Below are 12258 nucleotides of genomic sequence, written 5' to 3'. Positions count from 1 at the left end.
GTCAGCCCTTCATCCGATTGATGTCATCGACCGCGATGGTGCCGCGGCCACGGAAGTAGATGACGAGGATGGCGAGCCCGATCGCCGCCTCGCCCGCCGCCACGGTCAGCACGAACATCGCGAAGATCTGGCCGACCAGATCGTGCAGGAAGGCCGAGAAGGCCACCAGATTGATGTTCACGCTGAGCAGGATCAGCTCGATCGCCATCAGGATGATGATCACATTCTTGCGGTTGATGAAGATGCCCAGCACCCCCATCACGAACAGGATCGCCGAGACGGCGAGATAATGCTGCAATCCGATCATGCGCGCAGCGCTCCGCTAATCCGCTCATCCTGAGCTTGTCGAAGGATCACAGCTCGACTCCCTGGCCCACGGCCGGCTTGGTCATGCGGGTGGCGTCCTGGGGACGACGGCGGTTCTGGGCACCGATATTCTGCTTGCGGACGCCGCCGCGGGCCCGGTGGGTCAGCACGATCGCCCCGATCATCGCGACCAGCAGGACGAGGCCCGCCCCCTCGAACGCGAACAGGTAGCGCGTGTAGAGCAATGCGCCGAGCGCCTCGATATTGGGCACGTCGGCCGGCGCCGGCGCGATCCGGCTGGCGAGCTGGATCGGCCCCGCCGTCCACGCCTGCCCGGCGATCACGATCTCGGCCGCCATCACGATCGCGAGCAGCAGGCCCAGCACCGCATATTTGGCGAAGCCCGCCCGCAATTCGCTGAAATCGATGTCGAGCATCATCACCACGAACAGGAACAGCACCGCGACCGCACCGACATAGACGATGAGCAGGAGCATCGCGATGAACTCCGCACCGACCAGCAGCATCAGCCCCGCCGCATTGAAGAAGGCGAGGATGAGCCACAGCACCGAGTGCACCGGGTTGCGCGCCGTGATGGTCAGCGCTGCGGACAGCACCACCATGATGGCGAACAGGTAGAAGGCGAGGATCTGGATCACGGTGCCGGCTGGCTCCCCTGGATTCGGTACGGGCGATTAACGATAGGGTGCGTCTGCGGCAAGGTTCGCGGCGATCGCCCGCTCCCACCTGTCGCCATTGTCGAGCAGCTTGCCCTTGTCGAAGATCAGCTCTTCGCGGGTTTCGGTCGAATATTCGAAATTCGGCCCTTCCACGATCGCGTCGACCGGGCAGGCTTCCTGGCAGAAGCCGCAATAGATGCACTTGGTCATGTCGATGTCGTAGCGCGTGGTGCGGCGGCTGCCGTCGTCGCGCGGTTCGGCCTCGATGGTGATCGCCTGCGCCGGGCAGACCGCCTCGCACAGCTTGCACGCGATGCAGCGCTCTTCGCCGTTGGGATAGCGGCGCAGCGCATGTTCGCCGCGGAAGCGCGGGCTGAGCGGGTTCTTCTCGAACGGATAGTTGATCGTCGCCTTCTTCTTGAAGAAATACTTCAAGGTCAGCGTGTGGCCCTTCAACAGCTCCCAGAGCGTGAAGGATTTGACGTAATAAGCCAGGCTCATGTCGTCAGCCTCCGATCGGGTGGTAGCGGGTCAGCATCAGCCAGCCCGAGACGAGGAACACGAAGAACAGCGACAGCGGCAGGAAGATCTTCCAGCCCAGCCGCATCAGCTGATCGTAGCGGTAGCGCGGCAGCGTCGCCTTCACCCACGAGAAGATGAAGAAGAAGATCGCGATCTTGAGGAAGATCCAGAACAGGCCGAGGCCGATCGTGGTGCCGGGGATGTGGTAGAGGAACGGCAGGTCGAGCGGCGGCAGCCAGCCCCCCCAGAACAGGGTCGCGTTGAGCGCGCACATCAGGATGACGTTGGCATATTCGCCGAGCCAGTAGAGCGCGAAGCTCATCGACGAATATTCGGTCTGGTAGCCGGCGACGAGTTCGCTCTCCGCCTCGGTCAGATCGAACGGGGTGCGGCTGGTTTCCGCCATCGACGAGATCAGGAACACCACCGCCATCGGGAAGAGCAGCGGATTGAAGCCATTGGCGTTGATGAAGCCGAGCACCTCGCCCTTCTGCGCCAGCACGATGGTCTGCATGTTGAAGCTGCCGGCCCACATCACCACCGAGATCAGCACGAAGCCGATCGCGACCTCATAGCTCACCATCTGCGCGGCGGCGCGGATCGCGGAATAGAAGGGATATTTGGAATTGGAGGCCCAACCCGCGAGGATCACGCCATAGACGCCCAGCGACGAGGCCGCGAGGATGTAGAGCAGGCCGATATTGATGTTGGCCAGCACCGAATAGGAACTGAACGGGATCACCGCCCAGGCGATCAGCGCCACCGTGAAGGTGATGATCGGCGCGATCAGGAACAGCGTCCGGTTCGCGGCCGCCGGCACGATGGTTTCCTGCAGGAACACCTTCAGGCCATCCGCGAAGGACTGGAGCAGGCCGAACGGGCCGACCACGTTGGGGCCGCGGCGCAGCGCGATCGCCGCCCAGATCTTGCGATCGGCATAGATGATCATTGCGACCGCCAGCATCACCGGCAGCGCGATCACCAGGATGTCGATGATCGTCGCGATGAAATAGGCCCAGCCATAAGGCAGGGCGGAAAACCAGGAGATCATTCTGCGGCCTCCGCGAAGGTCTGGCCATGGAGCAGTTCGGCGGAACAGCGCTGCATGGTGGGCGACGAGCGGGCGATCGGATTGGTGAGATAGAAATCGGTGATCGGGTAGACGATCGCACCGGAGACGTCACCGCCCTTGGGCGCCGGATCGAGCGCACCGGCGAGGTGGATGCCCTCCTCCGCCAGCGCCGGATAGTCGGCGTAGATCGTCGCCCGCAGTTCGCCGAGATTGTCGAACGGCAGCGTCTTGCCCAGCACGCCCGACAGCGCGCGCAGGATCGTCCAGTCCTCGCGGGCATCGCCCACCGGGAACACGGCACGCTCGGTTCGCTGCACGCGGCCCTCCATGTTCACCCAGGTGCCCGGCTTCTCGACATAGGTCGCGCCCGGCAGAATGACGTCGGCGGCGTGGGCGCCGCGATCGCCATGGGTGCCGATGTAGACGGTGAAACCCGCACCGATGGCGGCGAGATCGGTCTCATCGACGCCGAGCGCGAACAGCAGCCCGGGCGCCGCCGCCGCCACCGCGCCGAGACCACCCTCGGTGGTGAAGCCGAGGTCCAGCGCGCCGACGCGGCCGGCGGCGGTGTGGAGCAGGCCGAAGCCCGCGCCCAGCGCCGAGGCGACCTGCCGGGCCGCGCCATAGCCGCCCTCGATCGCGCAGGCGCCCATGCCGGCGATGACGATGACGCCCTCGCCCGCCAGGCTCTCCGGCAGCTCGTTCAGCGCCGAGATATCCGCGCCAAGCCATTGGACCGGATAGGTAAGATCCACTTCGGGGCCGACGGCATAGACCGTCGCGCCCTTCTTGATCGCCTTGCGGATGCGGGTGTTGACCAGCGGCGCTTCCCAGCGCGGATTGGCGCCGACCAGCAGGATCGCCTTGGCGGTCTCGACGCCGGCGATGGTCGGGTTGAAGCGATAGGAGGCCGGGTTGGATACGTCGTACAGGGCGCCATCGACGCGCGCCTCATGCAAGTCCGAGCCAAAGGCGCCCAGCAACTGCTTGAGAGCATAGACGCTTTCGACCTCGGCGAGATCACCGGCGAGGCCCGCGACCTGGTGGCCGGCGAGGCCTTCGGCGGCCCTGGCGATCGCCTGGAACGCCTCGTCCCACGTCGCTGCCCGCAGCTTGCCGTCGATGCGGATATAGGGCTTGTCGATGCGGTTGCGGACGAGGCCGTCGACGGCATGGCGCGTCTTGTCCGACGCCCACTCCTCGTTGACGTCCTCGTTGACGCGCGGCAGCGCGCGCAGCACCTGGCGGCCCCGGCTGTCAAGCCGCACGTTGGTGCCGATCGCATCCATCACGTCGATGCCGGGTGTCTTCTTCAGCTCCCACGGCCGCGCCTCGAAGGCATAGGGCTTGGAGGTCAGCGCGCCGACCGGGCAGAGATCGACCACATTGCCGGACAGCTCGCTGGTCGCGGCCTTTTCCAGATAGGTGGTGATCTGCATGTTCTCGCCGCGATAGATCGCGCCAATCTCTTCCACGCCCGCCACTTCCTCGGCGAAGCGCACGCAGCGCGTGCATTGGATGCAGCGCGTCATCTGGGTCCGCACGATCGGCCCCATATATTTCTCGGTCACCGCCCGCTTATTCTCGTCGAAGCGACTGTGGCCCTTGCCATAGGCGATCGACTGATCCTGGAGGTCGCACTCGCCGCCCTGGTCGCAGATCGGGCAATCGAGGGGGTGGTTGATCAGGAGGAACTCCATCACCCCTTCCCGCGCCTTCTTGACCATCGCCGAGTTGGTGAAGATCTCCTGCTTGTCGGCCGCCGGCAGCGCGCAGGATGCCTGCGGCTTGGGCGGCCCCGGCTTCACCTCGACCAGGCACATCCGGCAATTGCCGGCGATCGAGAGGCGCTCGTGATAGCAGAAGCGCGGGACTTCCTTGCCGGCCGCCTCGCACGCCTGCAGCACGGTGGCGCCTGCGGGGACTTCGACTTCGATCCCATCGACTGTGAGTTTGGGCATATTCTCAGTTTCCTGCCGACGTGGGCGCCGGATCGTTCAACAAGCGATAGGTGGCCAGCGCGAGGCGCGCCCGCATCGCCACTGGATTGGCGGCAACCACCTTATCCTTCGGCGCACATATGGTCTGCGTGTCCTGCAAGGCGGCCAGGCGGCCCTGCTCGTCGCGGCTGGCAGGCTTGGAGGCGAGCAACGCCCAGACGTCGCCGGCCTTCTCCTTGATCACGCAGCGCGGCATCGTGTCGACATGGTCCACCGACGCCTTCTGTTCGATCTGCTGCGCCGTCACCCCCTGCCGCTTCATCACCGCCTCGGCCATGTCGCCCGCGAAGACGATCTGGTTGAAGCGCAGCTTGCCGCCACGGGGAACGCAATCGCGATGGGACAGGGCGAAGGTGCGCACCGCCTTCTTATAGGCGTCGGTGGTATAGTCCGCCGCCAGCAGCGTCCGGGCTTCGGCCGGGTCACGGGCCACCACGCATTGCGCGTAGACGGCCATGACCTGCACCGCCACCGGATCGACCGGCGGCTCCTCGAAGCTGACGATCGGACGCGCCGCGCCGATCAGCGCGATGCCTGCCATTCCCACCAGAAGAGGCAAGACGAACTTCATTCCGCCGCCACCGCCAGCGGGGCCGCACCGCCCTGCTTGGCGAGGATGCGGCGTTCGATCTCCGGGCGGAAATGCCGGATCAGGCCCTGGATCGGCCATGCCGCCGCGTCGCCGAGCGCGCAGATGGTATGGCCTTCGACCTGCTTGGTCACTTCCTGGAGCATGTCGATCTCGGAGATGTCGGCATTGCCTTCGCGCAGCCGCTCCATCACCCGCCACATCCAGCCGGTGCCCTCGCGGCACGGCGTGCATTGGCCGCAGCTCTCATGCTTGTAGAAATAGCTGATCCGGCTGATCGCGCGGACGATATCGGTGGACTTGTCCATCACGATCACCGCCGCCGTGCCGAGGCCGGAGCCGAGCGCGCGCAGACCGTCATAGTCCATCACCGCGTCCATCATCTGCGCCGCCGGCACCAGCGGCACCGACGAGCCGCCGGGGATCACGGCCAGCAGATTGTCCCAGCCGCCACGGATGCCGCCGGCGTGCTTTTCGATCAGCTCGCGGAACGGGATGCTCATCGATTCCTCGACGACGCAGGGGCGGTTCACATGGCCGCTGATCTGGAACAGCTTGGTGCCGCGATTGTTCTCGTTGCCGAAGCTTGAGAACCACGCCGCACCGCGCCGCAGGATGGTCGGCGCGACCGAGATGCTCTCGACATTGTTCACGGTCGTCGGGCAGCCATAGAGGCCGGCGCCGGCCGGGAATGGCGGCTTCAGGCGCGGCTGGCCCTTCTTGCCCTCCAGGCTCTCCAGCATCGCGGTTTCTTCGCCGCAGATATAGGCGCCGGCGCCGCGATGGACGAACACGTCGAAATCATAGCCAGACCCGCAGGCATTCTTGCCGAGGAAGCCCTTGGCATAGGCCTCGGCGACGGCGGCGAACAGCGTCTCGGCCTCGCGGATATATTCGCCGCGGACGTAGATATAGGCGGCGCGTGCATGCATCGCGAAACCGGCGACCAGCGCGCCCTCGACCAGCTTGTGCGGATCGTGGCGCAGGATCTCGCGATCCTTGCACGAACCCGGCTCGCTCTCGTCGGCGTTGATGACGAGGAAGTTGGGTTTGCCCGGCTTCGGCTCCTTGGGCATGAAGCTCCACTTCATGCCGGTCGGGAAGCCGGCGCCACCGCGCCCGCGCAACCCGCTGTCCTTCATGATCTGGATGATCGCGTCCGGCCCGAGATCGAGCAGTACCTTGGTGTTATCCCAGTCGCCCCGCTTCATGGCGGCGTCGATCGTCCACGGCTGGTAGCCGTAGAGATTGGTGAAGATGCGGTCCTTGTCCTCCAGCATCGCTCAGCGACCCTTCCCCACAAGCTTCTCCGCTACAAAATAGGCGACCACGCCCAGGGCGATCGCGATGATGATACCCAGCGCCATGACCATCAGCTTGATGAGCAGGATCGCCAGAATGACGGCAACGACGAGGCCGATCAGCGCCGGCATCACCAGGCACCCCGATAATCATGGTTTTCGGACACCATGTCGATCAGCGAGGTCGGCCCACCCTCGGGTGCGCTGTTGTGGCGATTGATCTGCGGCCCGGCCTTGGGCTGCCGCCCGTCGGCCAGCGCCTCGAGCACGGCGACAGTGCTGTCATAGGTGAGATCTTCGAAATTATCGTCGTTGATCTGGACCATCGGCGCATTGGCGCAATTGCCCATGCACTCGACCTCGGTGAGCGTGAACAGGCCGTCCGGCGTGGTCTTGCCCTTGACGAGGCCCTTGTTCTTGCAGGCCGCCAGCACGTCATCCGATCCGCGCAACATGCACGGCGTCGTGCCGCACACCTGCACATGATAGCGGCCGACCGGCGCGAGGTTGAACATCGTGTAGAAGGTCGCGACCTCGTAGACGCGCATATAGGGCACGCCGATCTGGCGGGCGACATATTCGATCACGGGAACCGGCAACCAGCCCTGCGTCTGCGTCTCCGCGCCGACCTGGCGCTGGGCGAGATCGAGGAACGGGATCGATGCGGACTGCTCGCGCCCTTTGGGATAGCGCGACAGGATAATCTTGGCCTTCTCGGCGCTCTCGGCATTCCATTCGAAGGCGCCCCAGCGTGCGCGGGTCTCGGCCTCGTCGGGGATGTGGGCTGCGTCAGACATTATCGTACGAACTCCACGCGATCGATCAGATCGTCGCTGAAGGAATAGATCGAGACCACCTCGAAGGGCTCGCCCGCCGCCGTCCGCCAGACCTTTTCGTGCAGAACGACATGGTCGCCCAGCTCGTGGCCGGCGAGAATTTCGGCGCGATTCTCGGGAAAATCCGCGAAGGTCTTGCCATTGCCGGTGCGCACCGCATCGCGGCCCGCGCGCAGCACGTCGCCGCGATACATGCCTTCGCTGCCGCCATCGGTGAAGAAGGCGGCATAACCCTCGGCATCGCGGTCATTATAGCGCGCGATCGCCCGCTCGACCAAAGCCAGACGGCCGTTCACCGATCCACCTCCCCGAACACGATGTCCAGCGCGGAGAGGATGGCGGTGGTGTCGGCCAGCATGTGGCCCTTCATCATGAAGTCCATCGCCTGCAGATGGCTGAACCCGGTCGGGCGCAGCTTGGCGCGATACGGCTTGTTGCTGCCATCGGCGATCAGATAGACGCCGAATTCGCCCTTGGGCGCCTCGGTCGCGACATAGACCTCGCCGGCGGGCACATGGAAGCCCTCGGTATAGAGCTTGAAGTGGTGAATGAGCGCCTCCATCGAGCGCTTCATCTCGCCGCGCTTGGGCGGCGCGACCTTGCGGTCGGTCGACGCGATCGGGCCTTCCGGCATGTCGCGGATGCACTGCTTGATGATCTTGGCCGACTGCCAGACCTCCTGCACGCGGACCATGAAGCGATCGTAGCAATCGCCCTTGGTGCCCACCGGCACCTCGAAATCCATGCGATCATAGACGTCGTAGGGCTGCGACTTGCGGATATCCCAGGGGATGCCGGCGGCGCGGATCATCGGGCCGGAGAAGCCCCAGGCGATCGCATCCTCGCGGCTGACCACGCCGATATCGACGTTGCGCTGCTTGAAGATGCGGTTGTCCGAGATCAGCGACACGACGTCGCCGAACAGGGTCTTGAAGCGGGTATCGATCCAGTCGTCGATATCGGTGAGCAGCTTCAGCGGCACATCCTGATGCACGCCGCCGGGGCGGAACCACGCCATGTGCATCCGCGCCCCCGAGGCGCGCTCGAAGAAACCGAACAGATCCTCGCGGATCTCGAACAGCCACAGGTTCGGCGTCATCGCGCCGACGTCCATGATGTGCGAGCCGAGATTGAGGAAATGGTTCGACATGCGGGTCAGTTCGGCGAACATCACCCGCAGATATTGCGCGCGCTCCGGCACCTCGAGGCCCAGCAGTTTCTCGATCGCCAGCACATAGCTGTGCTCCATGCAGAGCGGCGAGCAATAATCCAGCCGGTCCATATAGGGCACGTTCTGGAGGTAGGTGCGCGCCTCCATCAGCTTCTCGGTGCCGCGATGGAGCAGCCCGACATGCGGATCGACGCGCTCGACGATCTCGCCGTCCAGCTCCAGCACGAGGCGGAGCACGCCATGCGCGGCCGGGTGCTGCGGGCCGAAATTGATCGTGTAGTTCTTGATCTCGACGTCGCCGACCGACGGATTGGCGGGCGTCTCGTAAAGCATGTCGGCCGCGATCCTCGCGTCCTGCAAGCTGTGCAGATCGGTGCTCACTTCTTCACCTCATCGGCCTTCGCCGGGGCTGGCGCGGCAGCGGGTGCAGGCGACGGCGCGCCGGGCGCCTGCGCAGCCTTCTCGTCGCCGGGCAGCGCATAGACGGCGCCTTCCCATGGGCTCTCGAAATCGAAGGTCCGGAAATCCTGCGCCAGCTGGACCGGCTCATAGACCACGCGCTTGGCCTCTTCCGAATAGCGCAGCTCGACATAGCCGGTCATCGGGAAGTCCTTGCGCAGCGGATGGCCGCGAAAGCCGTAATCGGTGAGGATACGCCGCAGATCGGGGTTCCCGTCGAACAGCACGCCGTACATGTCGTACACCTCGCGCTCGAGCCAGCCGGCGACCGGCCACAGCCCCGTCACCGACGGCACCGGCTTCATGTCGTCCGTCTGGACATGGACGTGGAGGCGGTGATTGCGGGTCAGCGACAGCAGGCAATAGATCACCTCGAAGCGATCCTGCCCGCGATCGGGATAATCGACGCCGACGATCTCCATCAGCTGCTGATATTCGAGGCCCGGCGTGTCGCGCAGCGCGCGCAGCACATCGACGACCGCCTCGCGCTTCACATGCAGCTGGATCTCGCCGACCTTCTCGACCGCCTCGATCAGCGCCTCGCCGATCGTCGCCGTGGCCGCCTCGATCACGCCCTCGTTGGAGGCGAATTTGGGATAGGTGGTGGTGCTCACCGCTCGACCGTCCCCACGCGGCGGATCTTCCGCTGCAATTGCATGATGCCGTAGAGCAGAGCCTCGGCGGTCGGCGGGCAACCGGGGACGTAGATGTCCACCGGCACGATCCGGTCGCAGCCGCGCACGACGCTGTAGCTATAATGGTAATAGCCGCCGCCATTGGCGCAGCTGCCCATCGAGATGACGTATTTCGGCTCCGACATCTGGTCGTAGACCTTGCGGAGCGCCGGCGCCATCTTGTTGCAGAGCGTACCGGCGACGATCATCACGTCGGACTGGCGCGGGGAAGCGCGCGGCGCGGCGCCGAAACGCTCCAGATCGTAGCGCGGCATGTTGACGTGGATCATCTCCACCGCGCAGCAGGCCAGGCCGAAGGTCATCCACCACAGCGAGCCGGTGCGGGCCCACTGGAACAGCTCCTCGGTCGAGGTGACGAGAAAACCCTTGTCCTGCACTTCCGCCGACAGATCGTCGAAGAAGGCCTTGTCCGGAACCTGACCCTCGGGCGCGAACGGCGCATTGGGATCGCGGGCGACTTCTACTCCCATTCGAGAGCTCCCTTCTTCCACGCATAGGCGAAGCCGAGCAGCAACTCGACCAGGAAGCCCATCATCGCGATCCAGCCGGTCCAGCCGATCTCCTTCAGGCTCACCGCCCACGGATACAGGAAGGCCGCCTCCAGATCGAAGACGATGAACAGGATGGCGACCAGATAGAAGCGCACGTCGAACTGCGCGCGGCTATCTTCGAAGGCAGGAAAACCGCACTCATATTCCGAGAGCTTGTCGGCGGTCGGCTTGTGCGAACCGGTGAGGCGGGACACGATCATCGGCAGCACCACGAAGGCGGTCGACAACAGCAACGCCACCCCCAGGAACAACAAGATCGGGAGATATTGAGCGGCGACCGACGCCATAGCGTTCTCCGGACTGCGACGAGCCCCGAGAGGCTCGGCTTAACGGGGGCTGTCTAGGCCTGCCGCACCTGCGAAGCAAGGTGTCGACGCGGTGAGAATGAATCGCAACAAGCCACAGGAATGGCGCTTTCTTTACCCTCGCCATGCTATCCAACGCCCATGGAATCGCGCAATCTCCCCGCTCGTCTGATCCTTTGGACAACGTTGTCTGGTTGGGCGTCGCTGGCGCTGGCCGCAACCACCGGCGGGCTCTCGCACAGCTTTCTCGATCCGGACGAATCGGCGCATTACGTCAACACGCTGTTCCTCGCCGATTGGCTGCGCGCCGGCTGCCCCTCGCCGATGGGGTTCGCCCGCGATTTCTACGCGCATTTCCCCAAGCTCTCGATCGGCCACTGGCCGCCGGGCTGGTACGGCCTGCTCGCGCCGCTGTTCGCGGTGATCCGGCCCTCGCCGTTCGGCGCGGCCCTGCTGTCCGCCTTCGTGGCCGGCCTGCCGGCGTTGATCATCCTATGGGCGATGGAGCGGGGGGCGATGGAGCGGGCCGGGGCGCGCCGCTGGGGCGTCGCGGCCGCCTTCGCCTATCTGCTGCTGCCGATCGTCGCCAATGAGGCGCGCTATGTCCGGCTCGACCAGCCGGTGGCGCTGGTCGCGGGGCTGGCCGCGATGGCATGGTTCGCGGCGAGCGCGCGACCGACGCTGTGCCGCTATCTGCTGTTCGGCGCGCTGGCCGCCTTCGCGACGCTGACCAAGGGCAATGGCGCGCTGGTGATGCTGGTGCCCGCGCTCGACATCCTGATGGCCGCCCGCTGGCGCCAGCTCGCCGACGGGCGGCTGTGGCTCGCGGCGGCGGCGACGCTGCTGGTCGTCGCGCCCTGGTATTATGTGTCGTTCAAGATCGCGGCGGGCGGCTTCAACTATGCGCCGGGCCTGCCTTATGCCTGGCTGTCGCTGCAAGCCGATGGCGCCGCGATCCTCGCCAATCTGGGCTGGGCGGGAATCGCCGTGGCCGCCTTCGGCGCCGGCGCCGGATGGCGGGACGAAGCGTCACGCCCGATCATCCGTCTCGCGATCGCGATGATCCTTGCCACGCTGCTGTTCCAGGCCGCCATCCCGGTCGCGCTGGAGGATCGTTACGTGCTGCCCGCCATTCCCTGGCTGGTCGTACTGATCGCGCGCGGCCTGATCGCGCTGGCCCGGCTGCACCGCTGGGCGCCGGTCGCGGTCGGGCTGGTGGCCGCGCTGATCGTCGGCCCGGCCGTGGCGACGCTGGCGACGACCGCGCCCAAGCCCGACATCGGCGCGACGGGCGTGGCGGAGCGGATGCGGGCGGCCCCCGGCATCTGGCTGATCGACGGCCGCGCCGGCGGCGAAGGCGCGATGATCGCCGCGGCCGCCTATGCCGACGGCGGCCGCCGCACGATCTGGGCGGCGCGCGCCTCGCAATGGCTCTCGACCAGCGATTTCATGGGCCGGGACTATCGGCTCAGCGTCCATCGTCCCGCCGAGGCGCGCGCTGTGCTGGACGGGCTCGGCGTGCGGGGCGTGGTGTCGATCGCGGAGAAGGGCCGGCTGGCCTATCCGCACAGCGCCCTGCTGCGCGGCGCGATCGCCTTGCCGGGCTTTGTGGCGCAGGACCGGCCGTTCCCGCGCGGCGCGGGATCGACGCTGATCGCCACCCGCCTCGCCCCGATCGTTCCGCAGGCCGGCCGATTGGCATCGGGCAGCGGATCGACCGGGGTGGCGGCGATGGGGAAGGCCTTCTAGCGAGAAGGCCCTCCCGCGATCA

14 protein-coding genes and 1 pseudogene are annotated in these 12258 nt (G+C 65.8%); 1 reads left to right on the top strand and 14 read right to left on the bottom strand.

Annotated elements, in window-relative coordinates:
- Position 1: 1 nt before the first annotated feature.
- The 14 genes and pseudogenes from nuoK to ndhC all read right to left on the bottom strand — a co-directional run bounded on the left by nuoK (position 2) and on the right by ndhC (position 10469).
- Positions 2–307, bottom strand: coding sequence for an NADH-quinone oxidoreductase subunit NuoK (gene nuoK / locus PBT88_RS05880; RefSeq protein ID WP_270078281.1), 306 nt, complete (start codon positions 305–307; stop codon positions 2–4).
- Between the two features lie 46 nt (positions 308–353).
- Entirely contained in the window at positions 354–965 is a 612-nt protein-coding gene (locus tag PBT88_RS05875) for an NADH-quinone oxidoreductase subunit J (RefSeq protein WP_270078280.1), read from the bottom strand.
- Positions 966–1001: 36 nt separating this feature from the next.
- Positions 1002–1487 (bottom strand): NADH-quinone oxidoreductase subunit NuoI, encoded by a 486-nt coding sequence (gene nuoI / locus PBT88_RS05870; protein ID WP_270078279.1) that lies wholly within the window; start codon positions 1485–1487, stop codon positions 1002–1004.
- A 4-nt stretch (positions 1488–1491) separates the two neighbouring features.
- Entirely contained in the window at positions 1492–2559 is a 1068-nt protein-coding gene (nuoH, locus tag PBT88_RS05865) for an NADH-quinone oxidoreductase subunit NuoH (protein ID WP_270078278.1), read from the bottom strand.
- A complete protein-coding gene (gene nuoG, locus PBT88_RS05860) occupies positions 2556–4541 on the bottom strand; it encodes an NADH-quinone oxidoreductase subunit NuoG (protein WP_270078277.1) in 1986 nt (661 codons plus the stop codon). Before nuoG ends, nuoH begins: the two co-directional genes overlap by 4 nt.
- Positions 4542–4545: 4 nt before the next feature.
- Positions 4546–5151, bottom strand: a complete 606-nt coding sequence (locus tag PBT88_RS05855) for a hypothetical protein (RefSeq protein WP_270078276.1) — start codon at positions 5149–5151, stop codon at positions 4546–4548.
- Complete coding sequence (gene nuoF, locus PBT88_RS05850) at positions 5148–6449, bottom strand: NADH-quinone oxidoreductase subunit NuoF (RefSeq protein ID WP_270078275.1); 1302 nt, start codon at positions 6447–6449, stop codon at positions 5148–5150. Before nuoF ends, PBT88_RS05855 begins: the two co-directional genes overlap by 4 nt.
- 3 nt (positions 6450–6452) lie before the next feature.
- A complete protein-coding gene (locus PBT88_RS05845) occupies positions 6453–6602 on the bottom strand; it encodes a hypothetical protein (RefSeq protein WP_270078274.1) in 150 nt (49 codons plus the stop codon).
- Positions 6602–7267 carry a complex I 24 kDa subunit family protein gene (locus PBT88_RS05840; RefSeq protein WP_270078273.1) on the bottom strand — a complete coding sequence of 222 codons (666 nt, stop codon included), beginning with the start codon at positions 7265–7267 and terminating at the stop codon, positions 6602–6604. The genes PBT88_RS05845 and PBT88_RS05840 overlap by 1 nt, the downstream gene beginning before the upstream one ends.
- Entirely contained in the window at positions 7267–7602 is a 336-nt protein-coding gene (locus PBT88_RS05835; protein WP_270078272.1) for a nuclear transport factor 2 family protein, read from the bottom strand. Before PBT88_RS05835 ends, PBT88_RS05840 begins: the two co-directional genes overlap by 1 nt.
- On the bottom strand, positions 7599–8810 hold the full coding sequence (locus PBT88_RS05830) for an NADH-quinone oxidoreductase subunit D (RefSeq protein WP_270079192.1): 1212 nt from the start codon (positions 8808–8810) through the stop codon (positions 7599–7601). The genes PBT88_RS05835 and PBT88_RS05830 overlap by 4 nt, the downstream gene beginning before the upstream one ends.
- A 47-nt stretch (positions 8811–8857) precedes the next feature.
- A pseudogene (locus tag PBT88_RS05825) lies at positions 8858–9508 on the bottom strand (NADH-quinone oxidoreductase subunit C); the annotation flags it as partial.
- A gap of 38 nt (positions 9509–9546) precedes the next feature.
- Positions 9547–10101, bottom strand: a complete 555-nt coding sequence (locus tag PBT88_RS05820) for a NuoB/complex I 20 kDa subunit family protein (protein WP_270078270.1) — start codon at positions 10099–10101, stop codon at positions 9547–9549.
- A complete protein-coding gene (gene ndhC, locus PBT88_RS05815) occupies positions 10092–10469 on the bottom strand; it encodes an NADH-quinone oxidoreductase subunit A (protein ID WP_270078269.1) in 378 nt (125 codons plus the stop codon). The genes PBT88_RS05820 and ndhC overlap by 10 nt, the downstream gene beginning before the upstream one ends.
- Positions 10470–10673: 204 nt before the next feature.
- Between ndhC and PBT88_RS05810 the strand changes: the two genes are divergently transcribed.
- On the top strand, positions 10674–12236 hold the full coding sequence (locus tag PBT88_RS05810; protein WP_270078268.1) for an ArnT family glycosyltransferase: 1563 nt from the start codon (positions 10674–10676) through the stop codon (positions 12234–12236).
- Positions 12237–12258: the final 22 nt, after the last annotated feature.

It is taken from the genome of Sphingomonas abietis (genome assembly GCF_027625475.1).
Taxonomy (GTDB): Bacteria; Pseudomonadota; Alphaproteobacteria; order Sphingomonadales; family Sphingomonadaceae; genus Solisphingomonas; species Solisphingomonas abietis.
Note: the sequence above shows the minus strand (reverse complement) of the source record. Positions and strands in the feature narration are given on the sequence as shown.